At 65.2% G+C, this 19,254-nt stretch carries 10 protein-coding genes; 3 read left to right on the top strand and 7 right to left on the bottom strand.

What is annotated here, in order from left to right; all coding sequences use genetic code 11:
- A partial coding sequence (locus RT028_RS07830) for an Ig-like domain-containing protein (protein ID WP_312934133.1) occupies positions 1 to 9,893 on the bottom strand: 9,893 nt, incomplete at its 3' end.
- Between the two features lie 198 nt (positions 9,894 to 10,091).
- Positions 10,092 to 11,642 carry a nitric oxide reductase transcriptional regulator NorR gene (gene norR / locus RT028_RS07825; protein WP_312934132.1) on the bottom strand — a complete coding sequence of 517 codons (1,551 nt, stop codon included), beginning with the start codon at positions 11,640 to 11,642 and terminating at the stop codon, positions 10,092 to 10,094.
- Positions 11,643 to 11,796: 154 nt separating this feature from the next.
- Here norR and hmpA point away from each other — a divergent pair, with 154 nt between their 5' ends.
- On the top strand, positions 11,797 to 12,975 hold the full coding sequence (gene hmpA / locus RT028_RS07820; RefSeq protein ID WP_312934131.1) for an NO-inducible flavohemoprotein: 1,179 nt from the start codon (positions 11,797 to 11,799) through the stop codon (positions 12,973 to 12,975).
- 84 nt (positions 12,976 to 13,059) lie between these two features.
- Here hmpA and RT028_RS07815 read toward each other — a convergent pair whose 3' ends face one another.
- Together RT028_RS07815 and RT028_RS07810 are read right to left on the bottom strand one after the other, a co-directional pair.
- A complete protein-coding gene (locus tag RT028_RS07815) occupies positions 13,060 to 14,016 on the bottom strand; it encodes an arsenic resistance protein (RefSeq protein ID WP_312934130.1) in 957 nt (318 codons plus the stop codon).
- 320 nt (positions 14,017 to 14,336) lie between these two features.
- The gene (locus RT028_RS07810; protein ID WP_312934129.1) at positions 14,337 to 15,515 is read right to left on the bottom strand and encodes an acetyl-CoA C-acetyltransferase; all 1,179 of its coding nucleotides are present in this window, start codon (positions 15,513 to 15,515) and stop codon (positions 14,337 to 14,339) included.
- Between the two features lie 268 nt (positions 15,516 to 15,783).
- On the opposite strand from RT028_RS07810, the gene fabV reads away from it, so the two are divergent.
- Entirely contained in the window at positions 15,784 to 16,995 is a 1,212-nt protein-coding gene (gene fabV, locus RT028_RS07805) for an enoyl-ACP reductase FabV (RefSeq protein ID WP_312934134.1), read from the top strand.
- Between the two features lie 276 nt (positions 16,996 to 17,271).
- Here the strand turns inward: fabV and RT028_RS07800 are convergent, their stop codons facing one another.
- From RT028_RS07800 to folM, 3 genes are read right to left on the bottom strand one after another with little or no spacing between them, the layout of a single operon-like run.
- On the bottom strand, positions 17,272 to 17,613 hold the full coding sequence (locus RT028_RS07800; RefSeq protein ID WP_312934128.1) for a HopJ type III effector protein: 342 nt from the start codon (positions 17,611 to 17,613) through the stop codon (positions 17,272 to 17,274).
- Complete coding sequence (locus RT028_RS07795) at positions 17,610 to 17,903, bottom strand: DUF1244 domain-containing protein (RefSeq protein ID WP_312934127.1); 294 nt, start codon at positions 17,901 to 17,903, stop codon at positions 17,610 to 17,612. The genes RT028_RS07800 and RT028_RS07795 overlap by 4 nt, the downstream gene beginning before the upstream one ends.
- A gap of 9 nt (positions 17,904 to 17,912) precedes the next feature.
- The gene (gene folM, locus RT028_RS07790) at positions 17,913 to 18,599 is read right to left on the bottom strand and encodes a dihydromonapterin reductase (RefSeq protein WP_312934126.1); all 687 of its coding nucleotides are present in this window, start codon (positions 18,597 to 18,599) and stop codon (positions 17,913 to 17,915) included.
- 220 nt (positions 18,600 to 18,819) lie between these two features.
- On the opposite strand from folM, the gene RT028_RS07785 reads away from it, so the two are divergent.
- Positions 18,820 to 19,254, top strand: a 435-nt coding sequence (locus RT028_RS07785; protein WP_312934125.1) for a MerR family transcriptional regulator, incomplete at its 3' end; no start/stop codon positions are given.

Genomic DNA, 19,254 nt, shown 5'->3' with positions numbered 1-19,254 from the left:
CCGTTGAGCCGGACCACGCCAGTGCCGAGCAGTTGTCCACCGGCGCCGAGTACCTGCACGGTGGCGCCCGGTTCACCGCTGCCGCTCAGCAGGCTGCCGTCGGCACTCGCTTGCAGCCCGCTGGCCGGTTCCGGAGCGGTGATGTCGGGCGCGGTGGTGGGGGTGGGCAGCCCGCTGTTGCCCGCGGCGTCGACCACCACCACGGCGAGGTCTTCGCCGTTGGCGCGCGGCGGTTCGAGGGGCAGCTGGAAGGTGCCGTCGGCACCGGCTTGCGTGGTGCCCAGCACAGTGCCTTGGCTGTCACGCACCTGCACCTGGCTGCCCGCCGGCGCGGTACCGCTGACGGTGGCACCGTCTTCGGCGACCTGCACGTTGCCCGGGCTGGGCGGCAGGAGGATAGCGGGCACATCGAGGTTGACCGCTGCGGAGCTGTTGCCCGCCGCGTCGACCTGTACCAGTACCAAGGCATCGCCCGGCGCCACGGCCACGTCCAGCACGATCAGGAACAAGCCATTGCTGCCCACCAGGCCGCTGCCCAGCAGGGCATCGCCTGCGCCGCGCACTTGCACGGTGGCGCCTGGCTCACCACGGCCGGCGATCAGTCCGCTGGCAACGTTGACCACCACGTCGAGCACCAGCCCGGGCGCTGTGCTGTCCGGCACGCTGTAGTCCAGGGGGGTCGAGCGATTGCCGGCCGCGTCGATCACTTCGACGGTCACGGTTTCGCCGTTGCGCAGCGGCGTTTGCAGCGTCAGCGCGAAGGTGCCATCGGGGCCGGCGAGGGTTTGCCCCAGCAGCTCGCCATCGGCACCGCGCACCTCGACCCGCGCCCCGGCCTCGGCGTTGCCGCTGAGCCGCTGGCCGTTGTCCAGCGTCACCTCAGTGGGCGGTTGTGGGGCGACCAGATCAGGCGAGTCGATCGACCCGCTGGCGCTGTTGCCCGCTGCATCGGTCAGGCTCACGCGCAGCGCGCTGCCGTCGATCACGGCTGGATTCAGGGCGAAGAGGAACTGGCCGTCCAAGCCGACTTGCGCCTGCGCCAGCACCAGCCCTTGAGCATCGAGCACGCGTACCGTGGTGCCCACTTCGCCGCGTCCGCTGAGCAGGCGACCGTCGTTGCTGATCGCCAGGTCGGTCGGTGCTGCAGGGGGGGTGGTGTCGATGGGCGCATTGATCTCGGGGGCGGTGACTGCGCTGCTCGCAGAGGTGTTGCCTGCCGCATCCACGGCACTGACGGAGAGCGGCTGACCGGCAACTTGCGGCGGTTGCAGCGGCACGCTGAAGCTGCCGGTAGCGTTGGCCACGGCGCTGCCGATGAGGGTGCCCTGGGCGTCGAGGACCTGTACGGTGCTGCCCGCTTCGGCGCGGCCGATCAGCGTGCTGCCGTCGGCGCTGACGGTGAGGGCGCCGGGGGCCTCAGGCGCGGTGATGTCGGGGGCGGTAATGGGCACTGGCAGCGAGCTAGCGCCATCGGCGCCGATGACCACCACGTGCAGGGATTCGCCGTTGGCTTGCGCCGGGTTGAGCTCGACCGTGAACGTACCTGCCACGCCCACGGCAATGCTGACAATGACCGCGCCATCGGCATCCCGGACCTGCACCGTGGTGCCAGGGGCGGCTGTGCCGCCGAGGCTGCTGCCATCTTCGGCCAGCACTAGATTGTCGGGGCTGAGCGGAATCGGCGTGAGCGGCACGGTGTGGTTGACGAAGTCCGAGGCCAGGCCCGCCGTGTCGGTCTGTACCAGGGTCAAGCTGCTGCCAGGCAAGACGGGGCTGGGGAGCGACAGCTGGAAGCTGCCGTTTGCGCCCACCACACCGCTGGCCAGCAGGTCGCCGTTGTCATTGCGCACCGTGACGGTGGCGCCCGGCTCGCCACGCCCGGTCACCAGCGAGCCATCGTTGCTGACCACGATGTTGCTGACCAGGTCGGGTGAGCTGATGTCCGGCACGGCAAACACCCGTGGAATCGAGGTGTTGCCGGCAGCGTCGATCAGGCGCACGTCCAGCGACTCGCCGTTGAGCTGTGCCAGGTCGAGCACCAGGCTGAAGCGCCCATCGGCCTGCACCCGGCCGCTGCCGATCAGGGCGCCGTTGGCATCGCGCACCTCGACCCGTGCGCCAACTTCGCCACTGCCGCCGAACACGGTGCCATCGATCAGTTGCAGGTCATCGGGTTGCTCGGGCGCGGTCAGGTCCTTGCTGGTGACCCAGGTGGGACCTGAGGTGTTGCCAGCGGCATCGACGAGGGTCACCTGCAAGGTGCTGCCGTCGATCACGGGTGGGTCGAGCTCAAGGCTGAAGTTGCCCTGCGCATCGACCGTACCGCTGCCGATGATCGCCCCTTGCGCATCGCGGACCTGCACGCGGGCATTGGCCTCGCCACGGCCGGTCAGGCGGATGCCATCGGCGGTCAGGATCAGCGCGGTGGGGGCGGCAGGCGGGGTGCTGTCGATCGGCGCTTCGAGGGTGGGCGCGGTGACCGGGGTGCTGCCGGAGAGGTTGCCGGCGGCATCTGTGGCCGAGGCCTGCAAGGTTTGGCCGGCGGTTTGCGCAGGCGTCAGGATGACGCTGAAGCTGCCGGCGCCGTTGACGATGGCGCTGCCAATCTCGCTGCCTTGCGCGTTGACGACGCGGACGGTGCTGCCGGGTTCGCCACGGCCGGTGAGGGTGGTGCCGTCGGCACTGACGGCGAGCTGTGAGGGCTCGACCGGGGCGGTGATGTCGGGTGCGGTGATCGATGTTGGAATCGAGCTTTGGTTGGCGGCATCGATGGCCACGGTGTCGAGGGTTTCGCCGTTGGCCTGTGGTGGTTGCAGCGTGATGATGAAGGAGCCGTTTGCTGCTGCAATGGCGCTGCCCAGCAGCGTGCCGTCGGCACCTCGGACTTCAACGCGGTTTCCGGGCGTTGCGAGGCCGGTCAGTTGCGAGCCGTCGGCGTTCAGCGTCAACGCGGTCGGGCTGGTTGGGGCCGGGGTGGCCGGCACCGTGAAATTGAAACCCGCCGACGTGTTACCAGCGGCATCGGTTTGGGTCAGGTTGAGGGTTTGGCCTGCGCTTGCAGGGGTATCCAGTGGCAGGATGAAGGTCCCATTCGCCGCGACCACGCCAGCACCGATGATGGTGCCATTTGCACCGCGAACCTCGACCGTCGCGCCGGCCTCACCCCGTCCGGAAAGGGTTAGGCCATCGGCGCTGACCACAATGTTCAGGACGACGTCGGGTGCGGTGATGTCCGGTACCTGGAACGCTAACGGGGAGGACGCATTGCCCGCTGCATCGGTCTGGCGAACATCGATGAACTCACCATTGGCCTGGGCCGGATTCAGCGTCACGGTGAACCCACCGTCGGCTCGAACTTGTCCTGTACCGATCACGTTTCCAGCAGCGTTACGAACCTGCACTATGGCGCCTGGTTCACCTACGCCGGTCAGCGTTACGCCTTCGGTTACTGCGAGATCAGTCGGCTGGAGCGGTGCAGTCAAATCCGGCGTCAGTATCGACGTCGCCGCGGAGACGTTACCTGCAGCATCCGTCAGGTCGACGCGTAACGGGCTGCCATCGATTACTGCAGGATTCAGCGAAACAATGAAGCTGCCGTCAGCAGCGACTGAACCAATGCCAATCAGATTTCCCTGGGCATCTCGCACATTGACGGTGGCGCCAGGTTCACCACGGCCGCTCAACTGGCTGCCACCGGGGCTGACGATCAGATCGGTCGGAGCAGCAGGTGGAGTGTTATCGACCGGCGCTTCGAGGTTCGGCGCTGTCACGGCAGCGCCGTTGGATACATTGCCCGCAGCGTCTTCAGCGGTCACCGCCAGCGCCTGACCGTCGATTTGTGGCGGATTCAACGTGATTGCGAAGCTGCCTGCCGCGTTGACGACAGCGGTACCGATTTCAGTGCCTTGTGCATTGACGACGCGGACGGTGCTGCCGGGTTCTCCACGGCCGGTGAGGGTGGTGCCGTCGGCACTGACGGCGAGCTGGGAGGGCTCGACCGGGGCGGTGATGTCGGGGGCGGTAATCGATGTTGGAATCGAGCTTTGGTTGGCGGCATCGATGGCCACGGTGTCGAGGGTTTCGCCGTTGGCCTGTGGTGGTTGCAGCGTGATGATGAAGGAGCCGTTTGCTGCTGCAATGGCGCTGCCCAGCAGCGTGCCGTCGGCACCTCGGACTTCAACGCGGTTTCCGGGCGTTGCGAGGCCGGTCAGTTGCGAGCCGTCGGCGTTCAGCGTCAACGCGGTCGGGCTGGTTGGGGCCGGGGTGGCCGGCACCGTGAAATTGAAACCCGCCGACGTGTTACCAGCGGCATCGGTTTGGGTCAGGTTGAGGGTTTGGCCTGCGCTTGCAGGGGTATCCAGTGGCAGGATGAAGGTCCCATTCGCCGCGACCACGCCAGCACCGATGATGGTGCCATTTGCACCGCGAACCTCGACCGTCGCGCCGGCCTCACCCCGTCCGGAAAGGGTTAGGCCATCGGCGCTGACCACAATGTTCAGGACGACGTCGGGTGCGGTGATGTCCGGTACCTGGAACGCTAACGGGGAGGACGCATTGCCCGCTGCATCGGTCTGGCGAACATCGATGAACTCACCATTGGCCTGGGCCGGATTCAGCGTCACGGTGAACCCACCGTCGGCTCGAACTTGTCCTGTACCGATCACGTTTCCAGCAGCGTTACGAACCTGCACTATGGCGCCTGGTTCACCTACGCCGGTCAGCGTTACGCCTTCGGTTACTGCGAGATCAGTCGGCTGGAGCGGTGCAGTCAAATCCGGCGTCAGTATCGACGTCGCCGCGGAGACGTTACCTGCAGCATCCGTCAGGTCGACGCGTAACGGGCTGCCATCGATCACTGCAGGATTCAGGGAAACAGTGAAGCTGCCGTCTGCAGCGGCTGAACCAGTGCCAATCAGATTTCCCTGGGCATCTCGCACATTGACGGTGGCGCCGGGTTCGCCACGGCCGCTCAACTGGCTGCCACCGGGGCTGACGATCAGATCCGTTGGTGCAGCAGGTGGAGTGTTGTCGACCGGCGTTTCCAGGTTTGGCGCTGTCACTGCAGCGCTATTGGAGACATTGCCCGCAGCATCTTGCGCGGTGACTGCCAGCGACTGACCTTCGGTCTGCGGCGGATTCAGCGTGATTGCAAAGCTGCCTGCTGCGTTGACGACAGCGGTACCGATTTCGGTGCCTTGGGCGTTGACGACGCGGACTGTGCTGCCGGGTTCTCCACGGCCGGTGAGGGTGGTGCCGTCGGCGCTGACGGCGAGCTGGGAGGGCTCGACCGGGGCGGTGATGTCGGGGGCGGTAATCGATGTTGGAATCGAGCTTTGGTTGGCGGCATTGATGGCCACGGCGTCGAGGGTTTCGCCATTCGCTTGTGGCGGTTGCAGAAGGATGGTGAACGAGCCGTCTGCTGCGGCGATGGCACTGCCCAGCAACGCGCCGTCAGCCCCTCGCGCTTCAACCCGATTTCCAGGCGTGGCAAGGCCGGTCAGCTCGGAACCGTCAGCGTTCAGTGTCAACGCGGTCGGGCTCGCTGGGGCAGGGGTAGCCGGTACGGTGAAGTCGAAACCAACTGAAGCGTTACCGGCGGCGTCGGTCTGGATCAGGTTGAGGGTTTCGCCAGCGATGACCGCTGAATCGAACGACAGCACGAAGGTACCGTTGGCCGCGACGGTGCCGGTGCCAATTACAGTGCCGTTGCCATCACGAATCTGGACGGTTGCACCCGCTTCACCACGACCTGAAACGGTCAGGCCATCGGCACTGACTACAACATTTTGCACCGCAGCCGGCGCAGTGATATCCGGCACTTGGAACGCCAACGGCGAAGAAGCATTCCCCGCCGCATCGGTCTGGCGAACATCGATGAACTCACCATTGGCCTGGGCCGGATTCAGCGTCACGGTGAACCCACCGTCGGCTCGAACTTGTCCTGTACCGATCACGTTTCCAGCAGCGTTACGAACCTGCACTATGGCGCCTGGTTCACCTACGCCGGTCAGCGTTACGCCTTCGGTTACTGCGAGATCAGTCGGCTGGAGCGGTGCAGTCAAATCCGGCGTCAGTATCGACGTCGCCGCGGAGACGTTACCTGCAGCATCCGTCAGGTCGACGCGTAACGGGCTGCCATCGATTACTGCAGGATTCAGCGAAACAATGAAGCTGCCGTCAGCAGCGACTGAACCAATGCCAATCAGATTTCCCTGGGCATCTCGCACATTGACGGTGGCGCCAGGTTCACCACGGCCGCTCAACTGGCTGCCACCGGGGCTGACGATCAGATCGGTCGGAGCAGCAGGTGGAGTGTTATCGACCGGCGCTTCGAGGTTCGGCGCTGTCACGGCAGCGCCGTTGGATACATTGCCCGCAGCGTCTTCAGCGGTCACCGCCAGCGCCTGACCGTCGATTTGTGGCGGATTCAACGTGATTGCGAAGCTGCCTGCCGCGTTGACGACAGCGGTACCGATTTCAGTGCCTTGTGCATTGACGACGCGGACGGTGCTGCCGGGTTCGCCGCGGCCGGTGAGGGTGGTGCCGTCGGCGCTGACGGCGAGCTGGGAGGGCTCGACCGGGGCGGTGATGTCGGGGGCGGTAATCGATGTTGGAATCGAGCTTTGGTTGGCGGCATCGATGGCCACGGCGTCGAGGGTTTCGCCGTTGGCTTGTGGCGGTTGCAGGATGATGGTGAACGAGCCATCTGCTGCTGCAATCGCGCTTCCCAGCAACGCGCCGTCAGCCCCTCGGGCTTCAACCCGATTTCCAGGCGTGGCAAGGCCGGTCAGTTCTGAACCATCAGCGTTCAGCGTCAACGCGGTTGGGCTCGCTGGGGCAGGGGTGGCGGGCACGGTGAAGTCGAAACCAGCCGAAGCGTTACCAGCGGCATCGGTCTGCGTTAGGTTGATGGTTTCGCCAGCAACCGCTTGGGTGGTGAGCGACAGCACGAAAGTGCCGTTAGCAGCGACGACCCCTGTCCCCATCACATTGCCGTTGGCATCACGTATCTGGACGGTGGCACCCGCTTCACCGCGCCCTGAAACGGTCAGGCCATCGGCACTGACTACAACATTTTGCACCGCAGCCGGCGCAGTGATATCCGGCACTTGGAACGCCAACGGCGAAGAAGCATTCCCCGCCGCATCGGTCTGGCGAACATCGATGAACTCACCATTCGCCTGGGCCGGATTCACCGTCACGGTAAACCCGCCGTCGGCCCGAACTTGAGCCGTACCAATCACGTTTCCAGCGGCATCACGAACCTGCACTGTGGCGCCGGGTTCGCCCACGCCAGTCAGCGTCACACCATCGGCAACCGACAGAGCCGTCGGCGCAACCGGCGCCGTGAGGTCCGGCGTCAGCACCGACGTTGCTGCAGAAACATTCCCCGGCGCATCGGTCAGGTCGACCTGCAACGCGCTGCCATCAATTATTGCTGGAGCAAGCGGCACGCTGAAACTGCCATCTGCCGAGACCACGCCTGAGCCAATCAAGTTGCCTTGAGCATCTCGCACATTGACGGTAGCGCCGGGTTCACCGCGGCCATTGAGCAGGCTGCCACCTGGGCTGACGATCAGATCAGTTGGGGCAGCAGGTGGGGTATTATCGACCGGCGCTTCGAGGTTCGGCGCTGTCACTGCAGCACTATTGGAGACATTGCCCGCAGCATCTTGCGCGGTGACTGCCAGCGCCTGACCTTCGGTCTGCGGCGGATTCAGCGTGATTGCGAAGCTGCCCGCTGCGTTGACGACAGCAGTACCGATTTCAGTGCCTTGTGCATTGACGACGCGGACGGTGCTGCCGGGTTCTCCACGGCCGGTGAGGGTGGTGCCGTCGGCACTGACGGCGAGCTGGGAGGGCTCGACCGGGGCGGTGATGTCGGGGGCGGTAATCGATGTTGGAATCGAGCTTTGGTTGGCGGCATCGATGGCCACGGCGTCGAGGGTTTCGCCGTTGGCTTGTGGCGGTTGCAGGATGATGGTGAACGAGCCATCTGCTGCTGCAATCGCGCTTCCCAGCAACGCGCCGTCAGCCCCTCGGGCTTCAACCCGATTTCCAGGCGTGGCAAGGCCGGTGAGCTCGGAACCATCAGCGTTCAGTGCCAACGCGGTCGGGCTGGCGGGAGCCGGGGTGGCCGGCACGGTGAAGTCGAAACCAGCCGAAGCGTTACCAGCGGCATCGGTCTGGATCAGATTGATCGTTTCGCCAGCGATGACCGCTGAATCGAGCGGCAGCACGAAAGTGCCGTTGGCCGCGACGACCCCTGTCCCGATCACATTGCCGTTAGCATCACGAATCTGGACGGTTGCACCCGCTTCACCACGACCTGAAACGGTCAGGCCATCGGCGCTAACCACAACGTTTTGCACAGCATCGGGTGCGGTGATGTCGGGGACTTGGAACGCCAACGGCGAAGAAGCATTCCCCGCCGCATCGGTCTGGCAAACATCGATGAACTCACCATTGGCCTGAGCCGGACTCAGCGCCACGGTAAACCCACCATCAGCCTGAACTTGCCCCGTACCAATCACATTCCCAGCGGCATCACGAACCTGCACAGTGGCGCCCGGTTCGCCTCTACCCGTCAACGTCACACCGCCAGCCACTGCCAGATCAGTCGGCTGGACCGGTGCTGTGAGATCCGGCGTGAGCACTGAAGCGGGCGCAGAAACATTCCCCGCCGAATCGGTCAGGTCGACCTGCAACGCGCTGCCATCGATCACCGCAGGGTTCAGCGAAACACTGAAGTTGCCGTCGGCCCCGACCACGCCGGTGCCAATCACCGCCCCCTGGGCATCGCGCACCGTGACCGTCGTCCCTGGCTCACCACGCCCGTTCAGTGCGCGTCCGCCCGCGCTCACCACCAGGTCGGTCGGCGCATCAGGCGCCGTGGTGTCGGGTGGCGAAGCGGCGTCCGGTGCGGTCAGGGTCGCGGGTGCCGAGGTATTGCCCGCTGCATCGGTGGCGCTCACCTGCAAAGGTTGCCCGGCGGTCTGCGGCGGCTGCAGCGTAACGCTGAAACTGCCGTCAGTACCGGCCACGGCGCTGCCCAGCAGGGAGCCATCGGGGCCGCGCACCTGCACAATCGAACCGGCTTCTGCGGTCCCGGACAGCACGTCGCCCTGGGGCGAGATGCTCAGGTCGGTCGGCGGTTGCGGCGCGGTAACGTCTGGTGCCGTAACGCTGGCCGGATCAGAGGTATTGCCGGCTGCATCCGTCAGGCTGACGGCCAGCGGCTCCCCATTGAGCTGGGGTGGCTCGAGCGGTACCTGGAACACGCCGTCGCTGCCGACCGTACCGCTGCCCAGCAAATTGCCTGCTGCGTCGCGCACGTTCACCGTGGCGCCGGCCTCGCCACGGCCACTGACGCTGCGCCCGTCAGCGCTGACCAGCAGGTCGGTTGCGCTCGCAGGCGCGGTCACATCCGAATCGCTGCTACCACCTCCGCCACCACCTCCGCCGCCAGCGCCCGCTGCGGCCGCCGCGCCGCCCGCGCCGAGCAAGCTCAGGCCGGCGATGGCGAAGGTCGGCGTGGCGTTGCCGGCTTCGCCCAGCCCGGCCATCAGCTCATCGAGCGAGGCGACATCATCGAAGGTGAATCCGGTAAACGCATCGGCATCGTAGATGGCATGCCAAAGGGTGCCATCGTCGCCGACGAAGACCAGGTCGTTGCCCACACCGTCCTGATCGACGACGAAGAAGTTGCCCAGGGCGATCTTTTCTCCAGACCGCAGCGTCACCACTAGGTTTTGCCCGTCACGAACCACATTCGCGACTTGATCGGGGGCGACTGGCAGTTGCACCAGGCTGGCCTGCTTCAGGCTCAGGTCACCCCAGGTTGATTGTGACAGTTGTGCGGTGGCTTTATCGGCGACGACGATGTTGTCCATACATGCTCCCTGCTGGATGAGGGGCCGACACCGCGCAAGGGTGGCAGCCAATCCTGCTTCCCCGTGCGCGAATCACTCCGCGCCCGCCGGGAAGCCCGTAACAGCCCTGTTACAGATCTTTGGGAGGTATAGGCAGCGTTGACCGAACGGACCAGTTTGCGTGGCGCGCCAAATAACCGTGAGTCAGACTGTTGGCGCTCAGTCCAGCGCGAGCCGTTTGGCCAGCCGGCTCAGGTTGGCGCGGTCGATGCCCAGCTCACGCGCCACTGCGGCGCGGTTTTGCCCATGGCGAGCGAGTGATTGCTGCAGCAACTGGCGCTGGAATTGATCCACGGCCTGGCGCAAGCCGCCTTCGATCAAACCGACCGGTGGTCGTGCGGGATCAGCGGCGCAGGGCTCGCTGGCCATGCTGAGCGCAAGCTCCAGATCTCTGGCCGTGAGCGTCAGCATACGTGGGCGTGCCGGCTGTTTGCCCAAAGCCTTGAGTGCGCTGCGGCCGATCAGGTGCTCCAACTCGCGCACGTTGCCCGGCCAGTCATACTGCAACAGAGCACTCTGCGCATCGGCGCTCAGGCGCAGGCTGTTCAAGCCCAGACGCGAGCGGTTCTGCTCAAGAAAATAGCCTGCCAGCAGCAACACATCGCGGCCCCGCTCGCGCAGCGGCGGCACGTGCAGCGGGTAGACGCTGAGGCGGTGGTAGAAGTCGGCTCGAAAGCGACCCTGACGCACTTCCTCGCTCAAGTCGCGATTGGTCGCGGCGATCAGACGCACATCCACATGGTGCTCGCGGTCCGAGCCCAGGCGTTGTAACTGGCCGCTTTGCAGCACGCGCAGCAACTTGGCCTGCACCACCAGTGGCAGTTCGCCGACTTCATCGAGAAACAAGGTGCCGCCGTGGGCCAGCTCGAACTTGCCACGGCGCTCCCCATGGGCCCCTGTAAACGCGCCGCGCACGTGGCCGAACAGCTCGCTTTCCACCAGTGTTTCGGGAAGCGCGGCGCAATTGAGGCTGATCAGGGGTTTGTCGGCGCGGCGGCTGGCCTGGTGCAGCGCCTGGGCGACCAGCTCCTTGCCCACACCCGTTTCGCCGGTGATCAGCACGGTCAGGTCGCTGCTGGCCACCAGCGCCAGTTCTTCGAGCAGTTGGCGATGCACCTCACTCTGGCCGATCAACTGGCGGTCATGATGGGTGGCCTGGCGGTAGGTTTCAGCGCGTTGGCGCTCATGCTCGGCCCGCAGGGCCAGGTGCTCGATGCGCTCGGCGGCGGTGACGGTGGCTGCGGCCAGGCTGGCGAACGCTTGCAGTGCGTCGAGCTCGACGCTGTGAAACTGCTCGGGGCGTAATGCATCGAGGGTCAGCAGGCCCCACGGGCGTTCATCGATCATCAGCGGGCAGCCCATGCAGTCGTGCACGTGCAGTTCGACATCGGGCGCGTTGACCAACCCGTCATAGGGATCGGGCAGGTCGCTGTCGCTGGCAAAGCGCGTGGGGGTGGGCTGGCTCAACAGGATTTCGAAGCGCGGGTGCTCACTGACGCGGAAGCGCCGGCCGAGGGTATCGGGGGTCAGACCGTCCACCGCCAGCGGGACCAGCCACTCGCCGTCCAGGCGCAGCAACGCTGCGGCATCGCATGGCAGCAGCCCGCGCATCGCCTGCAGCAGGCGACGGTAACGTTCGTGGTCAGGCAGCTCGCGAGACAGGTCGCTGACCAGCGGTAGCAGGGCAGTGAGCAACGGTGTGGCGGTCATAAAGACTCCTTGTAGTCATCATGACTAGATCGAATGCTAGGTCATTTTGACACGCAGTGTAAGAGAGTACCCGGACTGCGTGGGTTTCAGGGTTGGCACGCTTCGTGAAACAGCACGGTTATCACAGTTATCACCTTGCTCAGGAGTTGCCTGCATGCTGACCGCCGACCAACGTACCCTCATCAAAGCCACCGTTCCGCTGCTCGAAAGTGGCGGTGAAGCGCTGACCACCCATTTCTATCAGATGATGCTCAACGAGCACCCCGAAGTGCGGCCGCTGTTCAACCAGGCCCACCAGGCCAGTGGCGATCAGCCGCGGGCGCTGGCCAACGGGGTGTTGATGTACGCCCGGCACATCGATCAGCTCGAGCAGCTGGGTGGATTGGTGGGGCAGATCATCAACAAGCATGTGGCCTTGCAGATCCTCCCCGAGCACTACCCGATCGTGGGCGGCTGCCTGCTGCGGGCAATCCGGGAAGTGCTGGGCGCAGACATTGCCACCCCCGCAGTGATCGACGCCTGGGGCGCTGCGTACGGGCAACTGGCCGACATCCTCATTGGCGCTGAAGAAAGCCTTTATCAGGCCAAGGAGCAGGCCGCCGGCGGCTGGCGTGGCACGCGTGCGTTCCGGCTGGTGCGCCGTGAACAGGAGAGTGCAGAGATCGTGTCGTTCTACTTCGCTGCGGTCGATGGGCTAGCGGTGCTCAAGGCCGAGCCCGGCCAGTACATCGGTGTGCAGCTGTTCATCGACGGCAGCGAGCAGCGCCGCAACTATTCCTTGTCGGCGCTCTGCGATGGCCGCGAGTACCGCATCAGCGTCAAGCGCGAGGCGGGCGGCAAGGTGTCCAACTACCTGCACGACACCTTGCAGGTGGGCGACACCTTGCAACTGTTCCCGCCGGCTGGCGACTTCACCCTGACCGCCAGTGACAAGCCGCTGGTGTTGATCAGTGGCGGAGTTGGCATCACGCCGACCCTGGCCATGTTGCAGGCCGCGCTGGAAAGCGGCCGGCCCGTGCATTTCATCCACTGCGCACGCAACGCTGGGGTGCATGCGTTTCGCGACAGTGTGGATGCGCTGGCCGCGGCCCACCCGCAGCTCAAGCGCTTCTACTGCTACGCCGAAGACGATGGCAGCGCCCATGCCCATGCACTCGGCCTGATGAGCCAGGACCTGCTCGGTGAGTGGCTGCCGGGTACGCGGGACGTGGACGTGTATTTCCTGGGTCCCAAACCCTTCATGGCGGCGATCAAGCGCCAGTTGCAGGGGCTGGGGGTACCTGAGCAGCAGAGCCGATTCGAGTTCTTCGGTCCGGCGGCGGCGTTGCAGTGAGGCGCAGGGGCTTACCTGCGGCCTGAGGCCTTGCCCAGGCAATGCGCGCTGCGCCGCTGGCTCGTCTGTGCCGATCAGCCATCATCAGCGTCGTATCAGTATCGGCACCCAGCGGACGTAGAGCAGTTCGGCCACCAGCTCCACCAGGGTCTGGGTCATCACTGCAGCCGCCGCGAGGGTGCGCCATTGCGGCGGCAAGGCCAGGGCCAGAGGCAGCACCACCAGCGAGTTGCGGGTGGCGGTGCTGAAGGCCAGCGAGCGTGCCTGCGCGAGCGGCAGACGCCACAGACGCGCCGTGAGCAGACCTACGCACGGCGCCAGCACGGCGAAACCGATATACACCGGCAGCACCGGCAGCAACTGCTGCACATCGTCGAGCACCTCGCCGATCTGCGAGCCCACCACCAGTATCAACACCAGCGCCATGGCCGGCACCGGCAGCCAGGCGCAGGCCTCGTTCCAACTCGCCATCGCGGGCAGGCGCCGGGCGCTGGCGCAGGTCAGCACCGCGAGCAGCAGCGGCAGGGCAATCAAGGTCAGAAACGCCTCGACGAACGGCGCCAGCGACAGCTGGATGGTCTGCGCGTCGCCCATCATCAACGTCAGGTACAGCGGCAACAGCAGCAGTTGCACGAGCAGCAGCACCGGCGTCGCGGCGAGGGTCGCGCGGGCATCGCCTTTGCCCAGGTGGGTGAATACCACCACGTAGTCGATGCACGGCGTCAACAACACCAGCAGCGCGCCCAGCAGCAACGCCGGGTGCTCGACCAGGCCACGCGTCGCCAACCAGACCAGCAAGGGCGTGAAGACGAAATTGGCCAGCAGCAGTGCGGCCATGAAACGTCGGTTGGGCAACGATGTACGCAGGTCGAGGAAAGGAATCTGCAGAAACATCGCGTACATCAGCAGGGCGATGGCGGGGCTGATCAGAACGGCCAGGCCTGCGCTGGCGGTGGGTGCCAGCAGGCCGCTGATGACCGCGATGGCGACTGCGGCGAAGTAGACGGGGATCTGGTGCTGTTCTAGCTGGTCGCGGGTCAAGGTCGGGGCTGCCTGGCGTCGTGTATGGGTGGCGCGGTTCGAGCCCTGTTCGGGAGGAACCTGGCCGGCGGTGGCTGGCAGTATGCCTGAGGTGGGTGTGGGGATCGGAGCCGACCCAAGACTGCGATCACAGTCTGCCTGCTATTGCGCGTTGCTTGAGTCAGGCCGGCGTTGCCGGCCATCGCGGCTAAAGCCGCTCCCACAGGACCGGCCGCGCTTGCAGGGCCCTGTGATCTCAGGTGTTCCGTCGCCGTCGCGCAGATGAATCCCATGCCCTGCGCGATAGCGTGCCGGCACCCGCGCCAGCCATCGGCCAGCCCTTAGCGTTCGATTGCCAGGGCGACCCCTTGACCGCCTCCGATGCACAGCGTCGCCAGCCCCTTGTGGACATCGCGCTTGAGCATTTCATGCAGCAGCGTCACCAGCACACGGCAGCCCGAGGCGCCGATGGGGTGGCCGAGGGCGATGGCGCCGCCGTTGACGTTGACCCGGGCCGGGTCCCACTGCAGCTCCTTGCCCACCGCCAGGGCCTGGGCGGCGAAGGCTTCATTGGCTTCGATCAGGTCGAGGTCCTGTAGCTGCCAGCCGGCCTTGTCGAGGCAGCGGCGGGTGGCTGAGACCGGCCCGATGCCCATGATCGCCGGGTCCACGCCAGCGCTGGCGTAAGCGGCGATGCGCGCCAGGATCGGCAGGCCCAGCGCCTGGGCCTTGCTCACGCTCATCAGCAGCACGGCGGCAGCGCCATCATTGAGCGTAGAAGCGTTGCCGGCGGTCACGCTGCCGTCCTTGCGGAAGGCCGGGCGCAGCTTGCCCAGCGTTTCGGCCGTGGTGCCGGCGCGCGGCTGCTCGTCGGTGGCGAATACGGTGGGTTCGCCTTTTTTCTGCGGGATGTGGATCGGCGTGATTTCAGCACTGAAGCGGCCGCTTTCGATGGCGCCCAGTGCCTTGCGTTGAGAGTCGGCGGCAAACGCGTCTTGCTGCTCGCGGCTCAGGCCATAGGCCTCGACCAGGTTTTCGGCGGTGATGCCCATGTGGTAGTCGTTGAAGGCATCCCACAGGCCATCGGTGATCATGCTGTCGAGCATCTGCCCATGGCCCATGCGCTGGCCGGTACGGGCACTGGGCAGCACATAGGGCGCCAGGCTCATGTTTTCCTGGCCGCCGGCAATCACCACCTCGGCATCGCCGCAACGAATCGCCTGGGCTGCCAGGTGAATGGCCTTGAGCCCCGAGCCGCAGACCTTGTTCAGGGTCATGGCCGGCACTGCGTGCGGCAAGCCGGCCTTGACCGCGCTCTGGCGCGCCGGGTTCTGCCCACTGCCGGCGGTGAGCACCTGGCCAAGAATCACCTCATCGACCTGGGCCGGGTCGAGGCCGGTCTGTTCCAGCAGGCGGCGGATCACCGCAGCGCCCAGCTCGACGGCAGACACGCTGGCCAGTGCCCCCTGAAAACTGCCGATGGCGGTGCGGGTGGCGGCGACGATGGCGACTTCGTTCATTGCAGTGCTCCCTGGACAGGCTCTAAAGCCTGACAGCATCCACAGGCTTGGCCACATTGAGAAGTTTGTTTTTCTCGCTGATTGATCGCCTTTTCAAATCAATCCTGACGATTGACGCTGATTGCCTGCGTGCTTGAAACCTCAGGCGCAGCCCTTAAGATGTGTCGCGACGCGGACGGGTGTAGTCTCACCTTCCCAGAAATCCCAGAAATGCATGAAGTCGCCACCGAGCGACTTACACCTGCTCAAACCTGACGAGGTACAGACATTGGCCATCATTCATCCCAAGGTTCGCGGTTTCATCTGCACCACGACCCATCCGAAGGGCTGCGAGCTCAACGTCCGTGACCAGATCGAAGCGACCCGCAAACGGGGTGTGCGCGACGATGGTCCGAAGAAGGTGCTGGTCATCGGCGCTTCCAGCGGCTACGGCCTGGCCGCACGCATCACCGCCGCCTTCGGCTTCAAGGCCGACACCCTGGGTGTGTTCTTCGAAAAGCCCGGCTCCGAAACCAAGGCCGGCACCGCCGGCTGGTACAACTCCGCTGCATTCGACACATTCGCCAAGGCTGAAGGCCTGTACAGCAAATCGATCAATGGCGACGCGTTCTCTGACGAAGCCCGCGCCAAGGTCATCGAGCTGATTCAGCAGGACATGGGCGGCAAGGTCGATCTGGTCATCTATTCCCTGGCATCGCCTGTGCGCAAGCTGCCGCAGAGCGGTGAAGTGATCCGCTCGGCGCTCAAGCCGATCGGCCAGCCGTACAAGTCGACCGCCATCGACACCAACAAGGACACCATCATCGAGGCCAGCATCGAGCCGGCGTCGGAGCAGGAAATCGCCGACACCGTGACCGTCATGGGTGGCCAGGACTGGCAGCTGTGGATCGACGCCCTGGCGAGTGCCGATGTCTTGGCCGAAGGCGCGCGGACCGTGGCCTTCAGCTACATCGGCACGGAAATCACCTGGCCGATCTACTGGGATGGCGCACTGGGCCAGGCCAAGAAAGACCTCGATGAAACCGCTCTGCGCCTGGACCAGAAACTCGCCGCTGCCGTGAAAGGTGGCGCCAACGTCGGTGTACTCAAGTCGGTGGTTACCCAGGCCAGCTCGGCCATTCCGGTGATGCCGCTGTACCTGTCGATGGTGTTCAAGATCATGCAGGAAAAAGGCGTGCACGAAGGCACGGGCGACCAGCTCAATCGTCTCTTCCGGGACCGTCTGTACCGCGCCGATGGCCAGCCGGCCGACGTCGACGAGAAGAGCCGCCTGCGCCTGGACGACTGGGAACTGCGTGACGACGTGCAAGACGCCTGCAAGGCGCTCTGGCCGCAGGTCACCACCGAGAACCTGTTCGAGATGACCGACTATGCCGGTTACAAGAAAGAGTTCCTCAACCTGTTCGGCTTCGAACGCAGCGATGTCGACTACGACGCTGACGTTGCCACCGATGTGAAGTTCGACTGCATCGAGCTGTAAGCCAGTGCCAGATGGGCTCACTCGACACGAGTGCGCCCATCGAAACACGGCACTTGTCGCGCTACCAAGGCTCCCACTCGCGTGGGTCGCCACGGTGTTCAATGCGGCTGGGCTGATGCACGTTCATCCAGGTGAGTGGGTGTTGTCTACATCAGGTCGGCTGCGCCGCCCCAGTCAAGCTGACGCGATCGTGCTGACTGACCTCTGTAGTGGCCATCGGAACCACCCAGCCGCACATTGCAGCTGACCCAGGTCCCGAGCCGGCCGCCTCCGGTGTCACCCCAACCGCTGCAGCGGTTGCTCCGCAAAAGTCACTGACGTCAACCCATGCTTGATCAGCGAACGGATATTGCCGTGGTCGCTGCCCTCTGGCGTGTCCAGCACGCTGCGGTAATGCTCGCCGAAGGCCAGCAGGGCCTCTTCCTGGGTGAAGTTTTCCAGCAGGGCCAGGCCAAGGGTCTTGCACGAGCCTTCGTTCTGCCCGGCAGTGCTGACCAGCCCGCCGTTGTCGAAGCCCTGCGGCGTGTAGGTGTAGTGCTCGGCAACGAAGGCGAGGGTGGTGGCGAACAGGTGTTCGCCGCTTGTCAGCGACTGACGAAAGGTAGCGAGATCGGTCATGGTTGTTTCCCCTGGTCGAACGCCGCCTGTTGCTCGGCGCTGGCTTCTTTCTGGTACTGGGCTTTCCACTCGGCGTAGGGCATGCCATAGACCGCTTCGCGGGCATCGTCGAGGCTGAGGTCGATGTGCTGCTCGTCAGCGGCGGCCTTGTACCACTTGGACAGGCAGTTGCGGCAGAAGCCGGAGAGGTTCATCAGGTCGATGTTCTGCACGTCGGTGCGTTGCTGCAGATGGCTGACCAAGCGGCGAAACGCAGCGGCTTCGAGTTCGAGCTGTTGTTGGGAGGTCATGGTGGGCTCTCAGAGGATGCGGTTTTTCAGGTGTCGGCCGCCGTTGATGGTGATCTGGCTGCCGGTGCTGTACTGGCTCTGCAGCAAAAACAGCACCGCCTCGATCAGCGGCTCGGCGCCGGGTTCGAATTCCAGCAGGGCCTTCTGCAGGGCCTGCTGGCGATAGGCTTCGTCGCCCTCGGGCTTGAACATCAGCAGGCCTGGCAGGATACCGTTGACCCGCACCTGCGGGGCGTATTTCTCGGCGAACGACAGCACCATGTTCTGCAACGCGGCCTTGGTGGCGGCGTAGCCGATATGGCTCTTGCTGCCGCGCGAAGAGGTTTCATCGCAGATGTGGATGATGTCGGCCTTGCCGGCGTTGTTGAGCAGTTCGCCCAGGGCCAGGTTCAGGTGATAGGGCGCCTCGACGTGCAGGCGGAACATCGTGTCCAGGTTGCCGGGGCTGTCATCGAGCCACAACGAGGCGTTGTGGATCACCGCGCGCAGGTGGGTGCAGGTGCGCTGCAGGTGCTCGACCAGCGCTTCACGGTCGGCGGCGCGGCACAGATCGGCCTCGAAATGCTGGATGTTCGGATGCGCCGGGGGCTGGCTGCGGCTGGCGCTGATCACGCTATGGCCGGCCTGTGCCAGGGCCTGTGCCAAGGCCAGCCCGACACGCTGGCTGGCGCCGGTGAGAAGGATTGGGCTGTTCATGTTCGGGGCGGTCAACTTGTCTGTCCTTGCGAGAGGGCCAGCATACCCGAAGTGTTTCCTCCTGTACTGCCGTCGCCTGTTATCCCGGGGCGGCATGCGCTGCTGCCGAGCGGCCGGTTCGGTCGACATCCGGCACTGCGCACCGGCAGGCGCGTTTTCCCTGCCGCGACCTGCGTACCCACGTACACTAGCGCCTCATTTCAAGGCAGGTGCCGGGTACATGGATCAGCAGCATGAGGGTGTGCAGGCCGCGGCGCCCAGGCTTCACTCGATCGGGGAGGTGGCCCGCGACACCGGCGTCAACGCCGTCACCCTGCGCGCCTGGGAGCGCCGCCATGGCTTGCTGCAACCGACCCGCACCGACACCGGCCACCGTCTGTACAGCCCGGCAGACATCGACACCATCCAGAGCATTCTCGGCTGGCTCGAACGCGGCGTGCCGGTGAGCCGTGTGGCGCGCATCCTGGCGCGCGGCACGGCGTCTGCGCAGGCCCAGACCGCAGCGGATACGGACCAGGCGCCCTGCTGGTGGCAGGTACGGGCGCGCCAGGCGCTGGCCGATTTCGATGATCGACGCCTGGCTGTGCTGCATGAGCAGGCGGTCGCGGCCCTGGGCCTGGACGCCGTGTTCGAGCAGGTGTGGATGCCGTTGTGG

The sequence above is a fragment of the Pseudomonas sp. genome, assembly GCF_032058845.1.
Classification (GTDB): domain Bacteria; phylum Pseudomonadota; class Gammaproteobacteria; order Pseudomonadales; family Pseudomonadaceae; genus Aquipseudomonas.
The sequence above is the reverse complement of the archived record's forward strand: the minus strand, read 5'-3'. Positions and strand labels throughout refer to the sequence as shown.

Coding starts and splice junctions, on each gene's coding strand:
- hmpA (WP_312934131.1), top strand. CDS start 11,797: ATGCTGACCGCCGACCAACGTACCCTCATCAAAGCCACCGTTCCGCTG.
- RT028_RS07795 (WP_312934127.1), bottom strand. CDS start 17,903: ATGACCTCCCAACAACAGCTCGAACTCGAAGCCGCTGCGTTTCGCCGC.
- RT028_RS07810 (WP_312934129.1), bottom strand. CDS start 15,515: ATGAACGAAGTCGCCATCGTCGCCGCCACCCGCACCGCCATCGGCAGT.
- norR (WP_312934132.1), bottom strand. CDS start 11,642: ATGACCGCCACACCGTTGCTCACTGCCCTGCTACCGCTGGTCAGCGAC.
- folM (WP_312934126.1), bottom strand. CDS start 18,599: ATGAACAGCCCAATCCTTCTCACCGGCGCCAGCCAGCGTGTCGGGCTG.
- RT028_RS07800 (WP_312934128.1), bottom strand. CDS start 17,613: ATGACCGATCTCGCTACCTTTCGTCAGTCGCTGACAAGCGGCGAACAC.